At 62.9% G+C, this 24,677-nt stretch carries 18 protein-coding genes and 3 pseudogenes; 15 read left to right on the top strand and 6 right to left on the bottom strand.

The features are described from left to right. Window positions 1-175 precede the first annotated feature (175 nt). The 8 genes and pseudogenes from C1720_RS04235 (at window position 176) to C1720_RS04195 (ending at window position 8,524) form a co-directional block, all read left to right on the top strand. A complete protein-coding gene (locus tag C1720_RS04235) occupies window positions 176-667 on the top strand; it encodes a c-type cytochrome (RefSeq protein ID WP_050715460.1) in 492 nt (163 codons plus the stop codon). 437 nt (window positions 668-1,104) lie between these two features. Then, window positions 1,105-1,668: an alkyl hydroperoxide reductase subunit C gene (gene ahpC / locus C1720_RS04230; RefSeq protein ID WP_050715461.1), complete on the top strand. Its 564-nt coding sequence runs from the start codon at window positions 1,105-1,107 to the stop codon at window positions 1,666-1,668. A 262-nt stretch (window positions 1,669-1,930) separates the two neighbouring features. Next, window positions 1,931-3,502: an alkyl hydroperoxide reductase subunit F gene (gene ahpF / locus C1720_RS04225; protein ID WP_102283345.1), complete on the top strand. Its 1,572-nt coding sequence runs from the start codon at window positions 1,931-1,933 to the stop codon at window positions 3,500-3,502. 156 nt (window positions 3,503-3,658) lie between these two features. Then, window positions 3,659-5,215 carry a S1 family peptidase gene (locus C1720_RS04220; RefSeq protein ID WP_102284493.1) on the top strand — a complete coding sequence of 519 codons (1,557 nt, stop codon included), beginning with the start codon at window positions 3,659-3,661 and terminating at the stop codon, window positions 5,213-5,215. Then, complete coding sequence (locus tag C1720_RS04210; protein WP_146006860.1) at window positions 5,212-6,297, top strand: FHA domain-containing protein; 1,086 nt, start codon at window positions 5,212-5,214, stop codon at window positions 6,295-6,297. Before C1720_RS04220 ends, C1720_RS04210 begins: the two co-directional genes overlap by 4 nt. After that, window positions 6,290-6,484: a tetratricopeptide repeat protein gene (locus C1720_RS04205; RefSeq protein ID WP_102283342.1), complete on the top strand. Its 195-nt coding sequence runs from the start codon at window positions 6,290-6,292 to the stop codon at window positions 6,482-6,484. Before C1720_RS04210 ends, C1720_RS04205 begins: the two co-directional genes overlap by 8 nt. 27 nt (window positions 6,485-6,511) lie before the next feature. After that, window positions 6,512-6,826, top strand: a pseudogene (locus C1720_RS14405) (tetratricopeptide repeat protein); the annotation flags it as partial. A 75-nt stretch (window positions 6,827-6,901) separates the two neighbouring features. Beyond that, entirely contained in the window at window positions 6,902-8,524 is a 1,623-nt protein-coding gene (locus C1720_RS04195; RefSeq protein WP_102283340.1) for an O-linked N-acetylglucosamine transferase, SPINDLY family protein, read from the top strand. Window positions 8,525-8,771: 247 nt separating this feature from the next. Here C1720_RS04195 and C1720_RS04190 read toward each other — a convergent pair whose 3' ends face one another. Further along, window positions 8,772-10,280 (bottom strand): DEAD/DEAH box helicase, encoded by a 1,509-nt coding sequence (locus tag C1720_RS04190; protein WP_102283339.1) that lies wholly within the window; start codon window positions 10,278-10,280, stop codon window positions 8,772-8,774. Window positions 10,281-10,438: 158 nt separating this feature from the next. Between C1720_RS04190 and C1720_RS04185 the strand changes: the two genes are divergently transcribed. The 5 genes from C1720_RS04185 (at window position 10,439) to C1720_RS04160 (ending at window position 16,973) form a co-directional block, all read left to right on the top strand. Then, window positions 10,439-13,354, top strand: coding sequence for a valine--tRNA ligase (locus tag C1720_RS04185; RefSeq protein ID WP_102283338.1), 2,916 nt, complete (start codon window positions 10,439-10,441; stop codon window positions 13,352-13,354). 341 nt (window positions 13,355-13,695) lie between these two features. Next, window positions 13,696-14,160 (top strand): macro domain-containing protein, encoded by a 465-nt coding sequence (locus C1720_RS04180; RefSeq protein ID WP_102283337.1) that lies wholly within the window; start codon window positions 13,696-13,698, stop codon window positions 14,158-14,160. Between the two features lie 202 nt (window positions 14,161-14,362). Continuing rightward, entirely contained in the window at window positions 14,363-15,163 is an 801-nt protein-coding gene (locus C1720_RS04175) for a tlde1 domain-containing protein (RefSeq protein ID WP_158241625.1), read from the top strand. A 577-nt stretch (window positions 15,164-15,740) separates the two neighbouring features. Beyond that, window positions 15,741-16,088 carry a hypothetical protein gene (locus tag C1720_RS04165; RefSeq protein ID WP_199170950.1) on the top strand — a complete coding sequence of 116 codons (348 nt, stop codon included), beginning with the start codon at window positions 15,741-15,743 and terminating at the stop codon, window positions 16,086-16,088. A 3-nt stretch (window positions 16,089-16,091) separates the two neighbouring features. Continuing rightward, complete coding sequence (locus tag C1720_RS04160; protein WP_102283333.1) at window positions 16,092-16,973, top strand: hypothetical protein; 882 nt, start codon at window positions 16,092-16,094, stop codon at window positions 16,971-16,973. 1 nt (window position 16,974) lies between these two features. Here the strand turns inward: C1720_RS04160 and C1720_RS14175 are convergent. Both C1720_RS14175 and C1720_RS04150 read right to left on the bottom strand, forming a co-directional pair. Further along, window positions 16,975-17,121, bottom strand: a pseudogene (locus C1720_RS14175) (DUF1153 domain-containing protein); the annotation flags it as partial. Between the two features lie 15 nt (window positions 17,122-17,136). Continuing rightward, window positions 17,137-17,882 (bottom strand): annotated as a pseudogene (locus C1720_RS04150) (IS5 family transposase). Window positions 17,883-18,685: 803 nt separating this feature from the next. Here C1720_RS04150 and C1720_RS04140 point away from each other — a divergent pair. Both C1720_RS04140 and C1720_RS04135 read left to right on the top strand, forming a co-directional pair. Continuing rightward, window positions 18,686-19,285, top strand: a complete 600-nt coding sequence (locus C1720_RS04140; protein WP_199170949.1) for a tlde1 domain-containing protein — start codon at window positions 18,686-18,688, stop codon at window positions 19,283-19,285. Between the two features lie 76 nt (window positions 19,286-19,361). After that, window positions 19,362-19,901 (top strand): hypothetical protein, encoded by a 540-nt coding sequence (locus tag C1720_RS04135; RefSeq protein ID WP_199170948.1) that lies wholly within the window; start codon window positions 19,362-19,364, stop codon window positions 19,899-19,901. A gap of 178 nt (window positions 19,902-20,079) precedes the next feature. On the opposite strand, the gene C1720_RS04130 is transcribed toward C1720_RS04135, so the two are convergent. The 3 genes from C1720_RS04130 to parC form a co-directional block, all read right to left on the bottom strand. Further along, complete coding sequence (locus C1720_RS04130) at window positions 20,080-21,024, bottom strand: DUF808 domain-containing protein (protein WP_102283331.1); 945 nt, start codon at window positions 21,022-21,024, stop codon at window positions 20,080-20,082. A gap of 39 nt (window positions 21,025-21,063) precedes the next feature. Beyond that, a complete protein-coding gene (locus tag C1720_RS04125) occupies window positions 21,064-21,990 on the bottom strand; it encodes a tRNA dihydrouridine synthase (RefSeq protein WP_233199799.1) in 927 nt (308 codons plus the stop codon). A gap of 292 nt (window positions 21,991-22,282) precedes the next feature. Next, entirely contained in the window at window positions 22,283-24,667 is a 2,385-nt protein-coding gene (parC, locus tag C1720_RS04120) for a DNA topoisomerase IV subunit A (RefSeq protein ID WP_102283330.1), read from the bottom strand. Window positions 24,668-24,677 lie beyond the last annotated feature (10 nt).

Below are 24,677 nucleotides of genomic sequence, written 5' to 3'. Positions count from 1 at the left end.
TTCCCCAGCGCTGCGCTCGGGCATTCGGCATGGCGAACATGGAGTGCGGGCGGATCTATAAATTTCGCGGCTCCGCTTGAACCGCAACAAGAAAGAGTGGCTCGGCCCGCACGCTTTCTGGAGCAATTGCCGTCAGGCCGTTCACCTCCGATGCGCTGCCCGGACACCACACGCCATGAGCGACACATCCAAATCCTCCGCCCCCATCATTGCCGCCTCTGCGGCCGCCCTGCTGGCCCTCATTGCCTTGGCTTGGCTGTTGCCTTCACCCGCTGACTATGGCAAGTCTTTGCCCAGTGCTACGCAAGAGCTGGATATGGCCCGGCGCATTCAAAAGGTGGGCAGCATCCGGTTTGCGCAGGCCGCCAAAGGCCCGCGTGAGCCGCGCGCGGGCGAAGCCGTTTTCAAGGCGCAGTGCGCCGCCTGTCATGCCGCAGGCGTTTCTGGCGCACCCAGATTTGAAAATGGCAGCGAGTGGGCGCCGCGCATCTCGCAGGGCTTTGACGCGCTGGTCAGCGCGGCCGTCCACGGCAAAGGTGCCATGCCTGCCCAGGCGGGCGGTTCTGCGACCGAGCTGGAGGTGGCCCGCGCCGTTGCCTATATGGCCAATGCCGCTGGCGCCCAGTTTGAAGAGCCTGCCGCCCCCGCAGCCCAACAAGGCGAATAAGGACTTGCTCGCCGGTCTGCCAGCAAACGCAGACAGCGCAGGACGGGCCTTGCCAAGGCAAGAACGCGGGAACAAGCGCGCCCGCGCTTCGCGTTCACTTCAATTGGAATCCCTTTGCTTCAAGGCGGATCGAAGTTGGCGAAGCACTGGAGTATTTTGCTCCCACATTAATAGCGCCATGTCCTAGTGAATTCTGCGCAGATAGGCATTCCAGGCGCTTTTCATTTGCTCCTGTTTTTGATGTGGCTCGTCGGAGCAATCAGCCCAAAGGCGCGCCTCACCGCAGCAGATAGCTCCCGCCTAACAATAGATTAGGCAGAATGAATTGGAATAGTTGATAGTTTGCCTTGATAATTCAGCCCGTCGCCCAGCCAGGCGCGCTTTTCAGAACCTGTTCGCAGGCGTCCATCTCAACCTCTCAACTCAAGGAGCCTCTCATGTCCGTACTCAACACCGAAATCAAGCCCTTCAAGGCCAGCGCCTACAAAAACGGCCAGTTCATCGAGCTGACCGAAGCCGATGTCAAAGGCAAGTGGGCCGTGTTCTTCTTCTACCCGGCCGATTTCACCTTCGTGTGCCCCACCGAGCTGGGCGACGTGGCCGACCACTACGCCGAATTCCAGAAGCTGGGCGTGGAGATTTACTCCGTTTCCACCGACACGCACTTCGTGCACAAGGCCTGGGCCGACGCGTCCGAGACCATCGGCAAGATCAAATACACCATGATTGGCGACCCCACGGGCACGATCACGCGCAACTTTGAAAACATGCGCGAAGACCAGGGCCTGGCCGATCGCGGCACCTTCATCGTTGATCCGCAAGGCGTGATTCAGGCCGTGGAAATCACCGCCGAAGGCATCGGCCGCGATGCGGGCGATTTGCTGCGCAAAGTCAAGGCTGCCCAATACGTGGCCGCGCACCCCGGCGAAGTCTGCCCCGCCAAGTGGAAGGAAGGCGAGCAAACGCTCAAGCCTTCGCTGGAGCTGGTCGGAAAAATCTGAACCGCTGCTGATGCCTCACGGCCTTCGGGCCGCTTCATGCAAACCGGGCCGGATGGCAGGCAAGGCGGGCGCGCGACCCGCTGGCCGTCCGGTTTTTTTTCGCCTGGCTGTTCTCCGGCAGTCGGTGCAAAGCTCCTTTTCCAGGAGCGAATTTGAGGGCCTGAAAACGGCCGTGGTCTCCGTGAAACGTGCGCAGGCAGCTATTAAATAAAGAGCGAATATCCATCGCCCATCAGTCCCATCGGATACGAAAGGAATCTTCATGCTTGACAAAGACATCTCCGCCCAGTTGCAGCAATACATGGGCATGCTGCGCCGCCCCTTCACCCTCACGGCCACGCTGGGCAGCGACGCCAAATCCGCCGAATTGCGCGAGCTGCTGGAGCAAGTGGCGGGCATGAGCGACAAGGTCACGCTGCACACCGACGGGCAGGACACGCGCGCCCCGTCCTTCGCCCTCACGCGGCCCGATGGCGAGCAGCACCTGCGCTTTGCCGCCATTCCGCTCGGCCACGAATTCACCAGCCTGGTGCTGGCGCTGCTGTGGACGGGCGGGCACCCGCCCAAAGTGGCCGAAGACACGCTGGCGCAAATCAAGGCGCTGGAGCCGGCGCAAGACCTGAATTTCGAGGTTTACATGAGCCTGTCGTGCCACAACTGCCCCGACGTGGTGCAGGCGCTCTCGCTCATGGCCATCTTCAACCCGCGCATTCGCGTGACGGTGATTGACGGCGCGCTCTTTCCCCAGGAAATCGAAGCGCGCGAAATCATGGGCGTGCCCGCCGTCTATCTGAACGGCCAGTTCTTCGCCAGCGGCCGCATGACGCTGGAAGAAATCCTGCAAAAAGTGGACACGGGCGCCGCCGCGCGCGACGCCGGAAAGCTCTCGTCCAAAGCGCCGTTTGACGTGCTGGTGATTGGCGGCGGCCCCGCTGGCGCCACGGCGGCCATTTACGCCGCGCGCAAAGGCATCCGCACCGGCCTGGTGGCCGAACGCTTTGGCGGCCAGGTGAACGACACGATGGAAATCGCCAACTACCCCGGCGTGCCCGAAACCAACGGCCCCGCCTGGGCCGCGCAGCTGGAGCAGCACGTGCGCAATTACGAGGTAGACCTCATCAGCGCCCAGCGCGTGGCCGAAGTCATTCCCGCCGCCCAGCCCGGCGGCCTGATCACCGTGCGGCTGGAAAACGGCGGCACGCTGCAAAGCCGCACGCTCATCGTGGCCACCGGCGCGCGCTGGCGCAACGTGAACGTGCCCGGCGAGCAGGAATACAAAACCAAAGGCGTCGCCTATTGCCCGCACTGCGACGGCCCGCTGTTCAAGGGCAAAGACGTGGCCGTCATCGGCGGCGGCAATTCCGGCGTGGAAGCGGCCATTGACCTGGCCGGCGTGGTGCGGCACGTCACCGTGCTCGAATACAACCCCGACCTGAAAGCCGACGCCGTGCTGGTCAGCAAACTCAAAAGCCTGCCCAACGTCACCATCCGCACCCATGCGCAAACCACCGAAATCACTGGCAGCCAAGGCAAAGTCAGCGGCCTGAGCTTCAAAAACCGCGACAGCGGCGCCAGCGAACACGTGGCGCTGGAAGGCGTGTTCGTGCAAATTGGCCTGGCGCCCAACACCGAATGGCTGGGCAGCGTGGTGCAGCGCAACCCGATGGGCGAAATCGTCATCGACGCCAAAGGCGCCACCAGCGCGCCCGGCATCTTCGCAGCGGGCGACTGCACCACCGTGCCCTACAAGCAAATCGTCGTCTCCGCCGGCGAAGGCGCCAAAGCCGCCCTGGGCGCGTTTGACTACCTCATCCGCACCCCTGCGGCACAGTGAGAGCCTGCCAAAGGCAAGCGCAAAAGCCCGCGTCGGCGGGCTTTTTCATGGTCATTGGGTCCATGAAGGGCAACGCTGAATCTTTTGAATGCCTGCAAGCGCCTTGGAACGGTCTTGAGCGCTGAAAGCGCCGTGCCACAATCGCGCGCCATTGTCATGTTCACATTCACACACACTTTCTCGCGCTGTCTGCGCCGCTGGTGCGCGGGCGCGGCGGCAGGGCTGCTGGCTGGCGTGGCGCTGGCGCAGCCCGCGCCTGAGCCGCAGGCGGCGCATCAGGAGTCCTTTCAGGCAGAAGCGCCGCCGGAGCCGCAACAGGCTTTGCCAGCAGCTCTGGACGAGGGCGAAGAAGCGCCCGTTCGCTTCGCACCCATTGCCGCGCAGCCGCAGCCAGGCGAATCAGGCGCGCCGCAAGCGCAGGAGAGCGCCAGCCAGCCGCCAGGCGTTTTGCAGCCGCCTTCGCCCGACGCGCAGCAGATTTACCGCGCCGCGCGCGACAAGCTGGTGCAAATCCGCACGCTGCGGCGCGCCACCCGCACGCAAAGCAGCATTGGCTCCGGCTCGTATGTGGATGCGTCGGGGCTGATCCTGACCAATTTCCACGTCATCAGCGATCTGGCGCTGGAGCCGGACAGCCACCGGGGCGTGAGCGTGAACGTGAATGGCCAGGAAGCCGAAGTGGCCTTGCTGGCTTTTGATGTGCTGCACGATCTGGCCGTGCTGCGCCCCGTGCAGCCGCCCGCCGACCCCGTGCCTGCCTTGCAGCTGCGTCCGCAAGGCGAGCCGCTGGAGCAGGGCGAACGCATCTATTCGCTGGGCAACCCGCTGGATGTGGGTTTTGCCATCACCGAGGGCAATTACAACGGGCTGGTGCAGCGCAGCTTTTATCCGCGCATCTTCTTTGGCGGCGCGCTCAACCCTGGCATGAGCGGCGGCCCGGCGCTGGACGCGCGCGGCCGCGTGATTGGCGTGAACGTGGCCAAGCGGCTGGACGCCGAGCAGGTGAGCTTTCTCGTGCCCGCCGGGTTCGCGCGCGCCTTGCTGGACAAGGCGCGCCAGGCCGCTCCCATGCAGGGCGCGGCCCATGAGGAGATGGCGCGCCAGCTGCTGGAGCACCAGCAGACGCTGATGGAGCGCCTCATGGCCTCCACGGCGCGCAGTGAGCGCTACGGCCGCTACACCGTGCCGCTGCCCGCCGAAAGCCTGTCGCGCTGCTGGGGCAATGGGCAGGAGCACGAACCGCGCGCCCTGTTCACGTACGAGCGCAGCGAATGCCGCATAGACAGCAGCGTGTTCACGGGCGATACCGGAGAGGTGGGCGGCATCCAGCTGCGCTACGAGGCGTACGACGCGCCGCGCATACGCGAGCTGGCCTTCGCCTATCAGTATTCGGCCAGCTTCGCCAATGAACCGCTGCCGCAAAACGGCGACGCCCGCCGCAGCGCGGCCGAATGCCGGCAGGACTTCGTTCAGCTCAAGGGCATGCCCGCCCGCGTGGTGCTGTGCATGCGCGCCTACCGCAAGCTGACGGGGCTGTATGACCTCACCGTGCTGGTTGCCAGCGTCAATCAGCCCAAAAGCAGCGTGCTGGGGCGCATGGATGCCGCCGGCCTGTCCTTTGACAACGCCTTGCTGCTGTCGCGCCACTTTCTGGATGGCTTTGCCTGGCAGGCCGATGCCCAGGCCAGCGCGCAAGAGGGGGCCGCGCCATGACCGCCGCCGCGCCTGTGGAACCCGTTCTGTCGCGCGATCTGCCGCAGGACACATCGCCCGGCCAGCCGCCGCTGCCGCCCCGGGCCGCGCCAGCCGCCCGCGCGCTGGCCGTGCTGGAAGTCAGCGAGCGCGGCCGCCATCTGGCGCAGGCTGTGCCCATCATGCGCTGGCCCTGCACGCTGGGCCGCGCCGTCCATGCCGATGCCGTGCTGACCGATCCGGCGCTGGCTGCCGAACATCTGCGCCTGGGCGTGGATGAGGCGGGCCGCGTGCATGTGCGGGTGCTAGACCGCGTCAATGGCGTCTGGCTGGGCCGCCGCCACATGCGCGGCGGGCAGTCCTTCATCTGGGAGCCGGGCGCGGCGCTGGCCGTGGGCCGCACCCAGCTCATGCTGCGGCTGGCCAGCGCCGAGCCGCCCCCGCCCCAGCCCTGGCGGCCCGCATCGCGGCGGGGCCTGGCTGTCACGGTGCTGGCCGTGGCCGCGCTGCTGGGCTGGGTGGCGGTTGAAACGCTGCTGCGCATGAACACGGCGGGCAATGTCGCGGGCCGCATCCTGTCGGAAAGCCTGGGCGTCTTTCTGCCGCTGCTGGCGTGGGTGCTGCTGTGGATGATGGCCAGCAAGCTCTTCGCGGGCTTTGCCATGTTTGGCCGCCATCTGCGCATTGCGGCTCTGGGGCTGCTGGCTTTTGGCGGCATCGGGGCTGCGCTGCACGCAGGCGCCTTTGCCTTTTCATGGCCTGCGCTGGCGCGCTTTGACCGCAGCCTGGCTTATGCCGTGCTGGCGGCCACTGTGTGGCGGCACCTGTGCGCGGCTACGCCGCTGTCGCGCCGCCTGCTGGCGGGCGGCATGGCCTGCCTGCTGCTGGCGGCCCTGGGCCTCCAACTGGGCTTGCAGTGGCAGTCGCACAAGCGGCTGGGGCAGGGCACGCTCTATCTGTCGCACCTGTATCCGCCTTCCTGGCGGCTGGCTCCCGCGCAGCCGCTGGATGACTTCCTGACGGGCGCGCAGGCGCTCAGGCCCGCCCTGGCCGGGCGCGTGACCGAGCAGGACGAGCACGAAGACAGCGAGCTGGATGAATAAGCCCGCAAGCGCCGCCGCCCTGCAGGAAGCTTCGCGCCTGGCCAGCCAGGGCCGCCTGCCGCAGGCCGCGCAGCTGCTGCGCCAGCATCTGCAAACGCAACCGGGCGACGCGCTGGCTTGGCAGATGCTGGGCCTGACGCGTCTGATGGCCGCGCAGTGGCCCGACGCAACCAGCGCCCTGGAGTAATCGGCCGCGCTCAACGGGCAAGACGCCCGCACCTGGGCCATGCTGGGCGTGGCCTGTAGCCAGCAGGGGCGCGTGCAGCAGGCCATCAGCCACTTTGACGCCGCCGTGGCGCTGGCTCCGGCGGATGCCGCCCTGTGGTGCGACCGGGGCCGCGCGCTGCATGCCGCCCAGCGGCTGGAGGAAGCGCTGGCCAGCGCCGACCGCGCCCTCTCGCTCAATCCGGCGCAGCCTGCCGCCTGGCTGCTGCGCGGCAATACGCTGCGCGATTTGCGGCGTCTGCCCGAGGCGGTGCAAAGCCTGCAACAGGCCGCGCGGCTGGCGCCTGCCGACGCCCTTCACTGACACGCGCTGGCGGCGGCGCTGGAAGACGGGCGGCAGTTCGAGAACGCCCTGGCCTGTGCCCGGCGCGGCCTGGCCGTGGCGCCACGGCACAGCGGCCTGTGGGTCAGCCGTGGCAATGCCGAAATGGCGCTGGATCAGCCGCAGCCCGCCGCCGCCAGCTACGAACAGGCTTGCCAGTGCGATCCGGGCAACGCGGACGCGTGGGTGGGCCGCTCGCGCGCGCTGTTCAAGCTGGGCGAAGACGAACAGGCGCTGGACTGTCTGGAAAAAGGCGTGGCGCTGGATGACAAGCCGCCCTTTCTGGCGGAGCTGATGCGCTACAGGCAAAAGCAGGCCCGCTGGGACGATCTGCCCGCGCTTTGGGCGCGCGTTCTGGCGCAGCTGGATGAGCACAACGCCTACAGCATGGCTTTTCCCATGCTGGCGCATCCGGGCGCCACGGGCGCCGATTTGCTGCGCAGCGCGCGCGCCTGCATGGCGGCCGAGCGCGCCAAGCTGCCCCGTCCGCTGCCCGCGCGCCCCAAACCGCCCGAACCCGTGCCCGCGCCCGCCGCTGGCCGCCCCTTGCGGGTGGGCTACCTCTCGGGCGACTTGCGCGATCACGCCGTTTCCTACCTGCTGGTGGGCGTGTTCGAGGCGCACGATCGCAGCGCCTTTCGCGTCATCGGCATCGACGCCTGCGCCAAAGCCGTATCTGACACGCCCATGCGCCGGCGCGTGCTGGCCGCCTTTGACGAATCCATCGCCCTGGGCCGCTGCACGCCCGAAGAAGCCGCCAGCCGCATTCGCGCGCTACGGCTGGATGTGCTGATCGACCTCATGGGCGCCACGGGCGACGGCCAGGCGGGCGTGCCGCTGCTGCGCCCCGCACCGCTGCAAGTGACTTGGCTGGGCTTTCCTGGCACCAGCGGCATGGACGAAATCGACTACATCCTGGCCGACCGCCACGTGGCCCCGCCCGGCAGCGAAGGCGAATTCAGCGAATGCATCGTGCGCCTGCCCGACACCTTCCAGCCCAACGACAGCCAGCGCGCCATCAGCCCCGCCGTGCCCACGCGCGCCAGCCAGGGCTTGCCCGAAAGCGGCTTTGTCTTTTGCTGCCACAACAACACCTACAAAGTGCTGCCGGGCATGTTCGATATCTGGATGCACCTGCTGCACCGCGTGCCCGGCAGCGTGCTCTGGCTCGTCAATGACGGCGAGCACGTTTGGGCCAATTTGCGCGCGCAGGCCGCGCGGCGCGGCATCGACGGCGGGCGGCTGGTCTTTGCCGAGCGCTGCGCCTACGGCGACTACCTGGCCCGCTACCGCCTGGCCGATTTGTTCTTGGACACCCTGCCCTTTAACGCCGGCACCACCGCCAGCGACGCGCTTTGGGCCGGCCTGCCCGTGCTCACGCAAACGGGCCGCAGCTTCGCGGGCCGCATGGCCGCCAGCCTGCTGCACGCCGTGGGCCTGCCCGAACTCGTCACGCAAACGGCCGATGAATACGAGGCCCTGGCCTTGCGCCTGGCCACGCATGCGCAGGAGCTGGCCGCCTTGCGCCAGCGCCTGAACCAGCAGGGCCGCGCCAGCGCGCTGTTTGACACCGCGCGCTTGACGCGCCATCTGGAGCAGGCGCTGCTGACCATGTGTCAGCGCCAGCAGCAAGGGCTGCCGCCGCAGGGTTTTGACGTGCCTGCGCTGCCTGCGGCATGACGGCGGGCGCCGCCATTTCGCCCGCTTTCATTCCTTTGCCTTATTTCGCTCCTGGTTTGATAGCGTGATGTCCTAGTGGAAACTGCGCAGACGCCTTTTTTCGTGCCTTGTATTTGCTCCTCTTTTTTAGGTCAAAAGAGGCGCAGAGGCGCGGCTGGAGGCCGGCTCCCCGTTGCCGCGCGCTGCGGGCGCAAGCAAACAAGCGGGCCGCGCGGCCCGCTTTTTTCGCAAGCGGACTGGCTGCGGCTCAGCCGGGCTGCCCGTCCGGCGTCTGGCTTGGCGCAGCGTCCGCCTCGTCCGGCTCCTGCGCGCGGGGCTTGAACAGCGCCGCCACCTGCCGCCGGGGCTTGATGTTGGGCGAGAGCAGGCCGGGCCGGGCGATGGCCGGGGCGCTGCGGGCGGCTTTTTCCCAGGCGGGCAATTCGGCGGCTTCGCCTTGCGCGGCAGGCTCGTAGGGCTGGTCGAAAAAGGGGTCTGTCGGCTGGCCTGGCAACTGGCGCGTGGCATAGACGCTGTCGCGCGCGCTGGCATCTGAGCGGCCATCTGAACGGCCGTCCCTGCGGTCGCGGAAATCGCGCCGCCCACGGTCTTCGCGCCCTTCCCGCCGCTCGCCGCCGGGCAGCGCCAGCGGCTGCACCTGCGCTTTTTTCTTGATGAGCTTTTCCACCTCGGCCACCAGCCGCGCGTCGCCTGGGGCCACCAGCGTGACGGCCAGCCCCGAAGCGCCCGCGCGGCCCGTGCGGCCAATGCGGTGCACATAGTCTTCGGCGTTGAAAGGCACGTCGTAATTGAAGACGGCGGGCACGTCCTTGATGTCCAGCCCGCGCGCGGCCACGTCGGTGCAGACCAGCAAATCGACTTCTCCGGCCTTGAAGGCCTCCAGCGCCTTCAGGCGCTCGTCCTGGCTTTTGTCGCCGTGCAGGGCGGCGCAGCGCAGGCCGTCGCGCTCCAGCGCGCGCGTCAGGCGCGCGCAGCCCAGCTTGCTGTTGGTGAAGATGAAGGCTTGGCGCAAATCGCGCTCTTTGAGAATGTGGCGCACGGCGCGGCGCTTGTCGTCGCCGTCCACGCTGAAAAAAAGCTGCTCGACCGTGGCCGCCGTTTCGTTGGGGCGGGCCGCTTCAATGGCGACGGGCTGGTGCAGGTAGCTTTCGGCCAGCCGCCGGATTTCAGGCGAGAAAGTGGCCGAAAACAGTAGCGTGGTGCGGCTTTTGGGCAGGTGGCTGAGGATGCGCTGCAAGTCGGGCAGAAAGCCGATGTCCAGCATGCGGTCGGCCTCGTCCAGCACCACGTATTCCACCTGGCCGAGCACGGCGTTTTTGGCTTCGATGTGATCGAGCAGGCGGCCCGGCGTGGCCACCAGCACTTCAACGCCCTTTTTCAGCTCGGCGGTTTGCGGCTTCATGTCCACGCCGCCAAAGACGACGGCGCTGCGCAAGTGCGTGTATTTGGCATACAGGGCGATTTGCTGCGCCACCTGGTCGGCCAGCTCGCGCGTGGGCAGCAGCACCAGCGCGCGCACGGGGTGGCGCGCGGGCGAGGCGGAGGTGTTTTCGTGCTTGAGCAGCCTTTGCAGCAGCGGCAGCGAGAAGGCCGCCGTTTTGCCCGTGCCGGTTTGAGCCGCGCCCATCACGTCTTGCCCGGCCAGCACCACGGGAATGGCCTGCGCCTGGATGGGGGTCATGTTTTCGTAGCCCATCTCGGCCACGGCGCGCTTGAGCGGCTCGGCAAGCGCCAGTGTTGAATAAGCGGTGGTCATTTGGGGCGGCATTCTCGCACTGCGTGCCGGGCCAATGCGGCAGCGCGGCCCGCTGCGCCAGCGGCTGCGGGCCGCGCGCCAAAGAGGCGAACTTCTAGAATCCCGCGCTTTTTCCGCCGCCCTGCTTTTCCTGAACGCTCCGTTCAAAACGCTTTGCCATGACCGCCACGCCGAACCAACCCCAACAGCCCGGCCTCGCCCGCCTTTCCAAGTCATTTGAGCCTGCCGCCATCGAATCCCGCTGGGGGCCGCAGTGGGAAGCGATGGGGCTGGGCCGCGCAGGCTTTCGCGGCACGGGCGCGCCCAGCGCCGAGGCGGCGGCCCGGGGCGAGAACTTTTCCATTCAGCTGCCGCCGCCCAACGTGACGGGCACGCTGCACATGGGGCATGCCTTCAACCAGACCATCATGGATAGCCTCACGCGCTACCACCGCATGCGGGGCTTCAACACGGTCTGGATTCCGGGCGCCGATCACGCGGGCATTGCCACGCAAATCGTGGTGGAGCGCCAGTTGCAGGGCCAGGGGCAAAGCCGTCATGACCTGGGCCGCAAGAATTTCGTGGCCCGCGTGTGGGAGTGGAAGGAGCAATCGGGCAACACCATCGCGCAGCAAATGCGCCGCATGGGCGACAGCGTGGACTGGAGCCGCGAGTACTTCACGATGGACGAGCGCCTGTCGGAAGTGGTGACCGAAACCTTCGTGCGCCTGTATGAGCAGGGCCTGATTTACCGGGGCAAGCGCCTGGTGAACTGGGACCCGGCGCTCAAAAGCGCGGTGAGCGATCTGGAAGTGGAAAGCGTGGAGTCCGACGGCAAGATGCACTACATCTGCTATCCCTTCGTGGACGGCCCGCAAATGATTGACGGCAAGCTGGAGCGCGGCATGACCATTGCCACCACGCGCCCCGAAACCATGATGGCCGACGGCGCGCTGGCCGTGCACCCCGAAGACGAGCGCTACCGCCACCTGGTGGGCAAGTGGGTGGAGCTGCCGCTGAACAACCGCAACATTCCCATCATTGCCGACGACTTCGTCGATCGCGAATTCGGCTCCGGCTGCGTGAAGATCACCGGCGCGCACGACTTCAACGACTACGCCTGCGCCCAGCGGCATCACTTGCCGCTCATCACCATCTTCACGCCTGAGGCGCGCATCAATGAAAACGGCCCCGCGCCCTACCAGGGGCTGGACCGCTACGAGGCGCGCAAGAAGTTCCTGGCCGATTTGCAGGCGGGCGGTTATGTCATCGACATCAAGCCACACAAATACATGCTGCCCATTTGCGCCCGCACGGGCCAGGTGGTGGAGCCGATGCTGACCGACCAGTGGTTCGTCGCCATGAGCAAAGTGGGCGAGGGCGAGACGAAATCCATCGTGCAAAAAGCCATCGACGCCGTGCAAAGCGGGCAGGTGCGCTTTGTGCCCGGGCAATGGGTGAACACCTACAACCAGTGGATGGGCAACATTCAGGACTGGTGCATCAGCCGCCAGCTCTGGTGGGGGCACCAGATTCCGGCCTGGTATGGCGAAGACGGGCGCGTGTTCGTGGCCCGCAGCGAGCAAGAGGCCCGCGCCCGGGCCAGCGCGGCAGGCTATGAAGGCGCGCTGGAGCGCGACCCCGATGTGCTCGACACCTGGTATTCCTCCGCCCTGGTGCCCTTCAGCACACTGGGCTGGCCCCGGCAGGGCGAAGAAGCCGCCAGCGACTACAACCTGTATCTGCCCAGCAGCGTGCTCGTCACGGGCTACGACATCATCTTCTTCTGGGTGGCGCGCATGATCATGATGAGCTGCCACTTCACGGGCCGCGTGCCTTTCCGCGACGTCTACATCCACGGCCTGGTGCGCGATGCGCAAGGCAAGAAGATGAGCAAAAGCGAAGGCAATGTGCTCGATCCGGTCGATCTGATTGACGGCATTGCGCTCGAACCCCTGCTCAAAAAGCGCACCACCGGCCTGCGCAAGCCCGAAACCGCTCCGCAAGTGGAAAAAGCCACGCGCAAAGAGTTTCCGCAAGGCATTCCCGCCTACGGGGCCGACGCGCTGCGCTTTACCTTCGCGGCGCTGGCCAGCCTGGGGCGCAGCATCAACTTCGACAGCAAGCGCTGCGAGGGCTACCGCAACTTCTGCAACAAGCTCTGGAACGCCAGCCGCTTTGTGCTCATGAACTGCGAAGGCCACGACTGCGGCGATGAAAGCAGCGCCCGCCGCCGCTCTGCCGCCGACCGCTGGATCGTCAGCCGCCTGCAAAAAGCCGAAGCCGCCGCCGCGCAAGGCTTTGCCGACTACCGGCTCGACAACGTGGCCGCTGCCATTTACGACTTTGTGTGGAACGAGTTCTGCGACTGGTATCTGGAAATCGCCAAAGTGCAAATCCAGACCGGCGCGCCCGAACAGCAGCGCGCCACGCGCCGCACGCTGCTGCGCGTGCTCGAAGCCGTGCTGCGCCTGGCGCACCCCGTCATTCCCTTCATCACCGAAGAACTCTGGCAAACCGTGGCCCCGCTGGCGGGCCAGGCCGTTCAGCCCGGCCAGAGCATCGCCTGCGCGCCCTACCCGCAAGCGCAGCCTGAACACATCGACGAAGCCGCCGAAACCGAAGTGGCCCACCTGAAGGCGTGGGTGGACGCCTGCCGCGCCCTGCGCGGCGAAATGCAGGTCTCCCCCGCCCAGCGCCTGCCCCTGTATGCCGTGGCGGACACGCCCGAAGCCGCCGCCAGCCTGCGCGCCGCCGCCCCCGCCCTTCAGGCCCTGGCCAAGCTCAGCGAAGTGAAAGTGTTTGACGACACGCCCGCCTGGCAGGCCGCCGCCCAGGCCGCCCCCGTGGCCGTGGCCGGCGGCGCGCGCCTGGCGCTGCACCTTGAAATTGACGCGGCCGCCGAACGCGCCCGGCTGGGCAAGGAAATGGCCCGCATCGAAGGCGAAATCGCCAAAACGCAGGCCAAGCTCGGCAACGAAGCCTTCGTGGCCAAAGCGCCGCCCGCCGTCATCGAGCAGGAAAAAAACCGCGCCGCCACCTTTGGCGCCACGCTGGCGCGCCTGCAAGAGCAACTGGCGCGGCTGCCCAAGTGACCCCGCCCGCCGCCCAAGCCCGCGCTTTCGCCCGCAGGCGTGCTGCGGATCGCTTTTCAGGATGGATGGAGCGCCTCTGAATTCGCTCCTCTATCCATAGCGTGAGGTCCTAGTGCAAAAAGCGCAACGGGCATTTTTATCGCCCTTGATTTGCTCCTGTTTTTTTAAATGATGCCTGGCGGAAGGAGCGGCCCAGCAAGCCATCTCACCCGCCCGCGCCATCCGCATCCATTCCGGCCTGCGGAGCGGATGGGCCGCCATGAAGGCATGTCTGTCATGCGGTGCGGTGGCCCCGCGCGACATACTTGCCAGCCCGTTCAACTTCGCCACGCCCGCAGTTCATGACGCCCCGCATCGTTCATGGTGATTTGCTGGATCAGCCCGCGCAGGTGCTGGTCAATGCCTGGAACCGCAACATCATCCCCTGGTGGCTGCTGCTGCCGCAGGGCGTGTCCGGGGCCATTCGGCGGCGGGCGGGTTGCGCGCCTTTTCGCGAGCTGGGGCGCATGGGGCCGATTCCCTTGGGCGGTGCGGTGCTCACGGGCGCGGGGCGGCTGCCGTGCAAGGCGCTGATTCATGTGGCGGGCATCAGCCTGTGGTGGCGCGCGAGCGAGGCGTCCATTGGCCAGTCGGTGCATTCGGCCATGCGGCTGGTCAATGAGCACGGCTTTGCCAGCGTGGCGTTTCCGCTGATTGGCGCCAGTACCGGCGGTTTTGGCGCAGAAGGATCGCTGCGCGTGATGCTGTCGGCATTCAAAGACATTGAGTCTGCCGCAGAGGTCACGATAGTGCGCTACCCGGACTGAGCCAGCCGCGCAGCCCAAGAGAATCGGGCGGATCAGGGAAAGTAGACTTTCGTTGTATAGATAGATACCCTTATATCTAGAAAAGGCGCCTAGTAACGATCCTAGCTGTGCATGATGAAAACAATGTCCTACAGTCGCAATGCAGCTTGTCGGGTGCAGGGCTGCATTCCATTTTTTGCACCTCTGTCTAAGGAGATGCATCATGGCATCCATCTCAAGTCGTGTGGGTCCTTCCTTCGCTGCCTATGCGCAACAGACTGCGTCGGATAAGGCAAACGTTTCCGGCACAGCCACAGAAGTTGAAGCAGTCGAAACGCCACAGGCAAACAACAGCCAGGCAAATCGCCCGGAAACGACTCGGGCGGGCGCCGTAACGAATTTGCGTGACTTGCCTGGCGCACATCCATACTCCCTTTTGCAGGAAGGAAAGCGTGAGGGAAAAAACAGCGCCCAATCAACAGATGCTCGAACCAAGGCCAACGATGATCATACTGATCAGTCTGGAGATTATTATGGTTTTTCTGCGAAGGCCGCAGAATCGATATCGATAGCCGGCAGCGCAAGCAAAGCAGCGAACTGCCATTACTCGATTACTCTGCAAACGTTCGCTTGCACATCAAATAATCCCAATACTCCAAATTTAAGAAAAAGCATTGATCCGGGCTGCATTCATTCTGGTCGCGGCGACCATAAAAACAATCCTGACTCCGTTCATGTAAAAGATCACGGGCCAATTTGGCCGGGATTGTTTACGATGAAGCCGAATACCAAGCCGGGTCATGAGGGATGGTATGCATTGCAGCCCGTTGGATGGAGCAAGGTCGATTCCTTTCTCTATCATATGGGCATTATCAGAGGGGGAGCGAACTTGCATATTGGAAATGTATCCCACGGATGCATCACGGTTCATCCGCGTTGCCAAGACCAGTTTAATGACATGATCAATCTTCTGAATGATGGAGCTAGATATGGAGATGGAAACGTACTCAAGGTCATAAAATGAAGAAAATACTATTTATTATATGTATCTTTATCGCAATCAGCCTGGCTTCATACATATGCGCGAGAATCTTTTATAGCATCAAAATGGACGAGGCCACTGTTTCGTGGAAAAATGGCGATATTCATCGCGCGATCATTCAGTACGAGGAAATACCGTATTTGATATACCCTGCGGCAGATGAAAATCTATTTGAAATTCACGCCGACAGGAAATATAAGGTGAATGATGTGCAAAAAGCATTCTCCTATATTAAGAAATATGACTGCAAAAAACAGGGCGCCCTGATAAATGGAGCCATTAATCATTACGGCCTTTCCAATAGTGATAGATATTATTTGATTAATAAACTGTCGGAGTGCATATAATATTCCCGCGCTCTGGATTGCATCTCCTGCGATGGCGCACGCCTGCTGTTATGTTCTGCTTTCATTTTATTGCAACGAAAGTTCGGGGAGAAAGTCTTTAATGGTTTCAAACGGATAGGAAATTTCGCCAACCCTTGCAAGGCAGGCGCCAAGGCTTTTCTGGGCAAAGTTATGGGCGTCAAACCGCGATCTGATTTCTTGAGTTGGCGCCCGTGATCTTTTCGGCCCGTGATCTTTTCGGCTTGCTGGATGCTTATTGCAAAATAGGTGATATCGGTAAGGCTGTTGGGAAAGGAGCGCTTTCTGCAATAGCCAGTGTAGGTCCGTTGGAAGGAGCTACTATTGGATCCGCCATTGGAGGTGTTCCGGGGGCATGTATTGGAGCAGGAGCGGGCCTTATTGTTCAAGGCATCAAGTTTGTGAAGCCTAAATTCTTTGACGATCCCGTTCAAGGAACAAAAAATATCATGAGCAAAATTGGCAGGGGTATCCAAGGAGCAACAAATACCGTTTCCAGCGTTTTTGGCGGCATTGGAAAGGCACTGGGATTTACGTCATAAGCAATGATAAAAAAATCGGTATTTCAAGCCAGCTTTGAAGAGAGTTTGAATCTGGAGAATGACGAATTCCGGAAATTGCAGGACACGCAGCATCTCAAAACGGCCAAGCATTTTGACAAGGGAAGCTCTTCTCTGAAGTTCAAGCTCTATAGTTTTATATTGGCGGTAGTCTTTGTCATAGGACTCAATTTTGCGGTGTTCGTTATTTCCGTCATGCTCCATAACGATGCCGAGGAATTGAGGGTCCCTATATATGAGAAAAGTTTCCTGACGGCTGAAGTCTTTCTGATTTGCCTATTTCTTTGGCTATTGCTGGTGCTGGCCGGGAAGGCGATAAAACGAAACTATATATTGCCTTATCGCTATAATTTCCATGTCTTTACGGCAATGATCTGGTTCTTGTTGGAGCTGGATCTGCTGTTTACTGATTTTCTTTTGCCTGCTCTGTCATTCTTTTGGGTTGGCGCTATTTATGCTTCCATGATATTTCTGGCTTGCTGGATGCTTGTTGTGAAACTGAAGTATCTGAGAAGGCTTTTGTATCATGAAGCCGCAACGCCCGCTCTACAGGATAAAGTTGCCGGCCTCATGGCTGTGTATGGAATGGGGATTCTAGGTGTGGGGATTATGATCAAAATGATGTTGGAAAGCTCTTCGCTGGAACTGTCAACATCAATACAAGCTTTTGGATTTTTATTGGCGTGGCTCATCATCAATGTCGGATCCATTGCCGCCGTTATCTTCGTAGGATTTCCTTATTTTCTGTTGGCGTATTACAAATTCAGATACCCTGAAGAATACCGGAAACGAGAAGGAAAATCGCTGGAGGATTGGTATGGCAGGCGTTTTTTGAAGCAACACAAGGAGTTGTTGGAAAATGGATAAGTCAAAAGTTCAGCTGGCGCTCGTACTGCTCACGCACGCCCTGCGGGTTGGTATTCAGGACGTTCTCCATGCCTGCGCAACCATCCTCCAACTAGGTCTCGATCTCCGACGGCGGCGGGTCATGGCTCCTGCTCGCCTCCGACACGCTAGGGCCTGCTGAGAATTACCGAGATTGAATCACAGCCGAAGCCAGATAGATCGCTGCCTTGAAGCTGGCATCGGTCTTGTCACTGCGCATGGCTATGCGCTTGAACTCCTTGAGCTTGCCAAAGAAGTTTTCTATGAGGTGACGCCAGCGGTACATGTGCTCATCAATGGCCAAAGGCCGACGTCGATTGGATCTTTGCGAGATCACGATTGGCACGCCTTGTGCTTGCAATCGCTCTATCAGCCATTGAACATCAAACGCTTTGTCTGCCAGCAGCGCCTCAAACTTTTGGTTCCGGATCATCTCTTCGACTCCTTTGCTGTCATGCCGCTGGCATGGCATCAGAGCGAACTTGAGCAGATTGCCCAGCGCATCGCACAGGGCCAGTATCTTGGTGCTCACGCCCCCACGCGAGTGCCCTATGGCCTGGCTTTGAGTCCTGCGCCCTGGCCGTGACGGTGCACTTTCACGATCGTGGCATCGACCATGGCGTATTGCATATCCGGCTGGCCGCTGACGGCATCAAAGAGTTTTTGCCAGATATCGGCCTTGACCCAGTCACGAAAGCGTTTGAAAACGGTGTTGCATTTGCCGAATTCTTCAGGCAAATCGCGCCAGGGGCTGCCTGTGCGCACGATCCACAGCACGGCCTCTACAAACAAACGGTTGTCCGTGCCTCTTGGCCCTGCATCGCCAGGCTTGCCCAGGCAGTGCGGGGCCATCAGTGCCCACTGCTTGTCGCTCAATACTCTTCTTTCCATGGCGGGATTGCAGCATGAGAGGGGATTCTCAACAGGCCCTAGTCTTGCCCCGGATGATCTCCAGCACCAACGTCGTCTTGCTCTTGGCCCTCCAACGCTTGATCTCTTCGTCCATCAACGTAATCATGGTGTCTTCCTCTCAACGGTAACACCTGAGCAGGTTTTCACTGGGGCAATACACGCGGAGGGCGTGAGCGCCAAGATACTGGCCTTGTGCGATGCGCTGGGCCATCTGCTCAAGTTCGTGCTGATGCCGGGCCTGACAGCAAAGGAATCCAAGAACTAATCCGAAACCCAAAGATTGGGGCGCTGCTGGCAGACAAAGCGTTTGATGTCCAATAGCTGATAGAGCTATTGCAAGCGCAAGGCGCGCCAATCGTGATCTCACAAAGGCTCAATCGACGCCAGCCTTTATCCATTGATGAGTGCATGTACCGCTGCCTCACCTCAATAGTAGAAAACTTCTTTGGCAAGCTCAAGGAGTTCAAGCGCATAGCCATGTGCAGTGACAAGACCGATGCCAGCTTCAAGGCTACGATCTATCTGGCTTCGGCTGTGATTCAGTCTCGGTAATTCTCAACAGGGCCAAGAAAGCAACCTTGCCCGCCCTATCCGGGTCAATTTCAGCTTTCGGAGCGGGCTCATGCAGCATGCCTATTGGTTTACATACATATGTCCATGTATAAATATACACCTAGTATTTGCACTGTATAGCTGGAATGTGAGTATATGGCCTATAATCTTGGCGCGGGTTGCTGTATGCAAACTGCTTTTTGTTCATGGCGTTATCTAGGAGATATATTATGCCTTCTATTATGAGCTCTGTGGGTCCTTTCTTTGCTTCCCTCTCTCAACAAGGCGAGCAGGGTCAAGGCGTGCAGGGTTACGCAGGCGCTTCTGGCGCGAGCGTTGAGACTGCTGAAGCAGCGCCTGAAAATTATGCAAATAATCAGCCGTCAAACAGTTCAAATGCACTGCAAGAAACCCCTGCGACAAATCTGCGCGACCTTCCAGGCGCACATCTATCATGCACTTATACACAAAGTACAGGCAATCTGACTTGCCATGATACGCAAGGCAATGAAATCGTCAATCATAATGGTTATTCTGGCCGCAATGTGTCAGGAGGTGGTCAGGGAAGGAATAATCCTGATGCGCAAAATGTGCGCAATATTGGTCCAATTCCACAAGGCAGTTATACATTAGAGGCAGATAGGCCCAACGATGGAAGGCCAATTGCTTTTCCATTGACTCCAGACTCAGATAATAATATGTATGGTCGGTCTGGTTTTATGATTCATGGTGATAATGCGCAAAACGACGCATCACAAGGGTGTATTATCATGCCTCGTGATGTTCGCGAGCTATTGCATGAAGGAGATCGACTAGAAGTCATCAGATAGCCGTTGCTATTTCTGAACTCAGGCAGGGTAGTTTCTGCTCCTCCTGTCTAATGAATAATGAGAAAAAGGATGAAGGATGCGCGTGAAAAATATGGCCGGGATAATGCTTTTGCCAGTATTCATGACGCCTTGTTTTGCAGCCCCGCCACACTGGTGCAGCCATGCCGTCAGGCTGGAAAACAGGCCGCTGATGCTGGGAGAAACGACGGCTGAAGATATCGCCAAGGCATTCGGGCATGCTGCTGAGTTTGACGCCAGCGATTCAGCGCCGCCATCCGTTTGCTACCGGTCGGGGCGGGTTTTTCTGACATTTTCCTTTCAGCCCGGCGGCAGGCCCATGCGGCTGAGGGAGGTCAGTATTTCTGCCCTGCCGCCTGTGCAATGGCACGCAGATTTTTGCCGTGCCTTACCGCAAGATGCGCCGCTGCGGCTGGATGGGAAAGCCATAGGCATGATTGTGGAAAATAATGAAAATGCAGATTCACCGGTTCATGAAAAAGCGCAAAGCCGCATTGTCGCCAAATCGGGCCAATTCGATTGTCATTACTGGAGCCGATCAGCTTATATGGGAAACAGGCTGATTTTCCATGCCGTGGGAATAATGGAAAGCGATTAATGGCCTGTTCAGCGTCTGGCCGTAAGGGGCAAAAGGGCGGCATCAGGGGCGGCAAGGCCCAGCAGCACCCGGGTTTGTGCTTTTCGCGCACGGGCTTTGAACAGGCTCTCGGCGCACAGACCGGGCGGGCGTGAACGGGCAAGGAGATAAGGGAAAAAGGGGCTTTCCAGCCCCTTTTTCATTGCCGCGCCTTGTGCAATAGATGCATGGCCGCCACCAGCAAGGCGCCTGCGGCCAGGCCCGCGCCTGCGTCCAGCAGCAGCGGCAGCAGCGCGCCGGTCAGGCCGCCCGCTGCCTGCCAGCCGTGGGCCAGGTGGTGCAGCGCGGGCACGCCGTGAACGAGGATGCCGCCGCCGACCAGAAACATGGCGGCGGTGCCGGCCACCGTGAGCAGCTTCATCAGCCACGGGGCCAGGCGCAAGATGGCGCGGCCCGCCGCCTGCGCGGCGCGGCTGGCGCGCCGGCTGAGAAACAGGCCCGCGTCGTCGAGCTTGACGATGGCGGCCACCAGGCCATACACGCCCGCCGTCATGATGAGGGCGATGCCCGCCAGCACGGCCAGCTGCGTGGGCAGCGGCTGGCCTGTGACATTGCCCAGGGTGATGGCGATGATTTCGGCAGAGAGCACGAAATCGGTGCGCACGGCGCCTTTGACTTTGGCTTTTTCCAGCGCGGCCAGATCGGTTTCAGCGCGCGCGTCTGCTCCGGGCGCGGCTTCATGCTCTTTTTCATGCCCGCCCAGAAAGCGGTGCGCGAGCTTTTCGGCGCCTTCAAAGCACAAAAAAGCGCCGCCGGCCATGAGCAGCGGCGTCACCAGCCACGGCGCCAGCGCGCTGATGGCCAGCGCGGCGGGCACCAAAATGGCTTTGTTCACGAGCGAGCCTTTGGCCACGCCCCAGACCACGGGCAGCTCGCGGTCGGCCCGCACGCCCGCCACCTGCTGGGCGTTGAGCGCCAGGTCATCGCCCAGCACGCCCGCCGTTTTTTGCGCGGAAAGTTTGGTGAGCACGGCTACGTCATCGGCGGCGGCGGCGCTTTTGCGGGCGGCCACCTTGGTCATGAGGGCCACGTCATCCAGCACGGAGGCAATGTCGTCAAGCAGGGCAAGCAAGCTGGCGGCCATGAGAAGTCCTTGGGTTGAGGTGAAGAATCAAAAGCGGTGTCAAAGCTGTTCGAGATAGGCGGTGATGGGCGCGGTTTCGCTCATGCGGCGCAAGTCGCCAAAGGCGGCGGCCGCTTGCGGATAGCGCGCCTGCAAGGCGTGCAGCCACTGTTTGAGCCGCCCGGCGCGGTGGCGCGGCTGCACGCGCCGGCACACATCGCGCCAGAAGCGCCGCAGCAGCGGCGGCAGCGCCGCCCAGGGCAGCGCGCCGCCGCCTGCAATTTGCAGCGCCAGGCCCGGGTTGGCGACCATGCCGCGCCCGATCATCAGCGCCTGGCAGCCCGTGACGGCGCGGCAGCGGGCGGCGTCTTCGGGCGTGAGGATGTCGCCATTGGCCACCACCGGCACGGCCACGCTGGCGCGGATGTCGGCCACGCGCTCCCAGTGCGCAGGCGGGCGGTAGCCCTGCGCGCGCGTGCGGGCGTGCACCACGATTTCGCCAGCGCCGCCTGCGGCCAGCGCCTGCGCGCATTCAATGGCGCGGGCATCGTCCATGTAGCCCAGCCGCATCTTGGCCGATACGGGCAGGTGTGCGGGCACGGCGCGGCGCACGGCGGCGGTGATGGCGTGCAGCAGCTGCGGCTCGTCCAGCAGCACGGCCCCGCCGCGATGGCGGTTCACCGTTTTGGCCGGGCAGCCAAAGTTCAGGTCTACCCCGTGCGGGGAAATGGCCGCCAGGCGCGCGGCGTTTTCAGCCAGGCAGGCCGGGTCTGAACCCAGCAGCTGCGGCCGCAAGGGCACGCCCGCTGGCGTGAAGCCGCCGTTGAGCAGCTCCGGCGCCACGCGCGTGAAGCTGCGCAGCGGCAGCAGCTGGTCGGTCACGCGGATGAATTCCGACACGCAGCGCTGCACGCCGCCCACTTGCGTGAGCGCGTCGCGCAGGGTGCAATCGAGCAAGCCTTCCATGGGGGCCAGAAGAATCGTCATGGCGCTGCAATCGTCGTGGCGGCCCGCCGTCAGAAGCCGCTGCGCAGGCCGTCCGCCGGTTGGCGCTTTCGCAGGCGGGCTGGGCGGGCGTGAGCGCATGCACCAGAGCGCCGGAGCGCGCCCGGAACCCGCCCCTCACCTTTGCGGCCAGCGCAAAGTTGCGTGCAGACCGGGATGGAAGGCATTATTTCGCTCCTTTATTCATAGCTATATGTCCTAGTAGAAAGTGTGCAAGGCGGCATTTTGGCCCCCTTGAATTTGCTCCTGTTTCTGATGCCATGAGCCGCCCGGCTCAGGCCACCCTTTGCACCTGCTGCGGCTTGAAGCCGAAGTGGCCGTCGCGCCCCTTGCGCGCGCGAGCGGCCAGGGCATTGTTCAGGCTGCGGATTTCCAGCACTTCCTCGCGCGCCTTGCCGCCGCGCCCTGTGCCGGTGACGCGGATGCCGCGCGCGTAGCTGGCTGCGCCGGCCAGGGCGTCGCCTTTTTCCAGGGCGATGAGGGTCAGGCCGCGCCCGCCTTTTTCCATCAGCCTGATTTCTTCGAGCGCGAAGGTGAGCAGCCGCCCGCCGGTGGAGACGCAGGCCACGTGCGTGTCCGCCGCGCCGGTTGTCTGCCCGCTTGATGCCTGCCCGCCTGCTGGCGCTTCGCCTGTGTGCACGAGGGCCGGGCGGCAGATGCGGGCGCCTTCGGCCAGGGTGATGAAGCTTTTGCCGCCTTTGTGGCGCGAGAGCATGTGCTCCACCTGCGCCAGAAAGCCGTGGCCGCTGCTGGCGCAAAGCAGCAGCGTGGCGCTGGCCGGGCCGGCAAAGTAGTGCACGGGCTGGCTGCCCGCTTGCAGCTCGATGAGCGTGGTGACAGGCTGGCCGTCGCCGCGCGCGCCGGGCAGGCTGGCGACGGGGGCGCTGTAAACGCGCCCGTCGCTGCCGAAGATGAGCAGGTGATCGACGCTGCGGCACTCGAAGGCGGCATACAGCCCGTCGCCCGCCTTGAAGGCAAAGGCTGCCGCGTCGTGCCCGTGCCCTTGCCGCGCGCGCGCCCAGCCTTGGGCGCTGATGATGACGGTGACGGGTTCATCAGCCACTTTCACCTCGGCCACGGCTTTTTTCTCGGCGTGAATGAGCGTGCGGCGCGCGTCGCCGAATTCTTGGGCGTCGGCCTCGATTTCACTGACCATCAGGCGGCGCAAGGCGGCGGGGCTGTCCAGAATTTCCTGCAAGGCGGCTTGCTGCTGGCGCAGCTGGGCCAGCTCCTGCTCGATGCGGATGGCTTCCAGCCGCGCCAGTTGCCGCAGGCGGATGTCCAGAATATCGTCGGCTTGCGCCGGCGTGAGGGCAAAGCGGGCGATGAGCGCGGCCTTCGGTTCGTCGCTTTCGCGGATGATGGCGATCACTTCGTCGATGTTGAGCAGCACGATTTGCCGCCCTTCCAGAATGTGGATGCGCTCGCTCACCTTGCGCAGCCGGTGCTGGCTGCGGCGAGTGATGGCGCCCTGGCGGAAGGCGATCCATTCGGTGAGCATGTGCCGCAGCGGCTTTTGCACGGGCTTGCCGTCCAGCCCCACCACCGTCAGGTTCACGGGGGCCGAGGTTTCCAGGCTGGTGTGCGCCAGCAGCGTTTGCGCCAGCTCTTGCTGGCTGATGGCGCGGCTTTTGGGCGCGAGCACGATGCGCACGGGCGCCTGCTTGCCCGATTCGTCGCGCACTTCGTCCAGCACGGCCAGCAGTGCGGCCTTGAGCTGCGTTTGCTCTTGCGTCAGGGCCTTTTTGCCCGCGCGCACCTTGGGGTTGGTGATTTCTTCAATTTCTTCCAGCACTTTCTGCGTGGAAACGCCGGGGGGCAGCTCGGTCACCACCATCTGCCACTGGCCGCGCGCCAGCTCTTCCACCTTCCAGCGCGCGCGCACTTTCAGGCTGCCGCGCCCGGTGCGGTAGGCGTTTTCGATGTCGCTGGCGGGGCTGATGATTTGCCCGCCGCCGGGGTAGTCAGGCCCGGGCAGGAGGGCAAAAAGCGCTTCGTCGCTCAAGGCCTCGTTGCCAATGAGCGCCACGCAGGCATCGGCCACTTCGCGCAGGTTGTGGCTGGGAATTTCGCAGGCCAGGCCCACGGCAATGCCGCTGGCGCCATTGAGCAGCGCAAAGGGCAGGCGCGCGGGCAGCTGGCGCGGCTCTTCGGCGCTGCCGTCGTAGTTGGGCGCGAAGTCCACCGTGCCTTCGTCTATTTCTTGCAGCAGCAGCTGCGTGATGCGCGACAGGCGCGCTTCGGTGTAGCGCATGGCGGCTGCGCCGTCGCCATCGCGGCTGCCGAAGTTGCCCTGCCCGTCAATGAGCGGGTAGCGCAGCGAAAAGTCTTGCGCCATGCGCACCAGCGCGTCATACGCGGCGCTGTCGCCGTGCGGGTGGAACTTGCCCAGCACGTCGCCCACCACGCGCGCGCTTTTCACGGGCTTGGCCCCGCTGGCCGCGTTGGCGCCCGCAAAGCCCAGCCCCATGCGGCCCATGGCGTAGAGAATGCGGCGCTGCACGGGCTTTTGCCCGTCGCACACATCCGGCAAGGCGCGGCCCTTGACCACGCTCAGCGCGTATTCCAGATACGCCTGCTGCGCGTAGGCCGCCAGCGCCGGGGCGTCATCGTCGCAGCCGGCGCCGGTCTGCGCGCTGAAAAGGTTTTCGTCACTCATGCTGTGCAAT

This window comes from Ottowia massiliensis, from assembly GCF_900240305.1.
GTDB lineage: Bacteria > Pseudomonadota > Gammaproteobacteria > Burkholderiales > Burkholderiaceae_C > Ottowia > Ottowia massiliensis.
This window is presented reverse-complemented; position numbering and strand designations above follow the sequence as displayed.

What these genes read in the sequence shown, in the direction of transcription:
- C1720_RS04220 (WP_102284493.1), top strand. Translation starts at nt 3,659, where the DNA reads ATGTTCACATTCACACACACTTTCTCGCGCTGTCTGCGCCGCTGGTGC.
- C1720_RS04135 (WP_199170948.1), top strand. Translation starts at nt 19,362, where the DNA reads ATGCGCGTGAAAAATATGGCCGGGATAATGCTTTTGCCAGTATTCATG.
- C1720_RS04210 (WP_146006860.1), top strand. Translation starts at nt 5,212, where the DNA reads ATGACCGCCGCCGCGCCTGTGGAACCCGTTCTGTCGCGCGATCTGCCG.
- C1720_RS04205 (WP_102283342.1), top strand. Translation starts at nt 6,290, where the DNA reads ATGAATAAGCCCGCAAGCGCCGCCGCCCTGCAGGAAGCTTCGCGCCTG.
- C1720_RS04130 (WP_102283331.1), bottom strand. Translation starts at nt 21,024, where the DNA reads ATGGCCGCCAGCTTGCTTGCCCTGCTTGACGACATTGCCTCCGTGCTG.
- C1720_RS04125 (WP_233199799.1), bottom strand. Translation starts at nt 21,990, where the DNA reads ATGACGATTCTTCTGGCCCCCATGGAAGGCTTGCTCGATTGCACCCTG.
- C1720_RS04160 (WP_102283333.1), top strand. Translation starts at nt 16,092, where the DNA reads ATGATAAAAAAATCGGTATTTCAAGCCAGCTTTGAAGAGAGTTTGAAT.
- C1720_RS04190 (WP_102283339.1), bottom strand. Translation starts at nt 10,280, where the DNA reads ATGACCACCGCTTATTCAACACTGGCGCTTGCCGAGCCGCTCAAGCGC.
- C1720_RS04175 (WP_158241625.1), top strand. Translation starts at nt 14,363, where the DNA reads ATGGCATCCATCTCAAGTCGTGTGGGTCCTTCCTTCGCTGCCTATGCG.
- ahpC (WP_050715461.1), top strand. Translation starts at nt 1,105, where the DNA reads ATGTCCGTACTCAACACCGAAATCAAGCCCTTCAAGGCCAGCGCCTAC.
- parC (WP_102283330.1), bottom strand. Translation starts at nt 24,667, where the DNA reads ATGAGTGACGAAAACCTTTTCAGCGCGCAGACCGGCGCCGGCTGCGAC.
- C1720_RS04235 (WP_050715460.1), top strand. Translation starts at nt 176, where the DNA reads ATGAGCGACACATCCAAATCCTCCGCCCCCATCATTGCCGCCTCTGCG.
- ahpF (WP_102283345.1), top strand. Translation starts at nt 1,931, where the DNA reads ATGCTTGACAAAGACATCTCCGCCCAGTTGCAGCAATACATGGGCATG.
- C1720_RS04180 (WP_102283337.1), top strand. Translation starts at nt 13,696, where the DNA reads ATGACGCCCCGCATCGTTCATGGTGATTTGCTGGATCAGCCCGCGCAG.
- C1720_RS04140 (WP_199170949.1), top strand. Translation starts at nt 18,686, where the DNA reads ATGCCTTCTATTATGAGCTCTGTGGGTCCTTTCTTTGCTTCCCTCTCT.
- C1720_RS04185 (WP_102283338.1), top strand. Translation starts at nt 10,439, where the DNA reads ATGACCGCCACGCCGAACCAACCCCAACAGCCCGGCCTCGCCCGCCTT.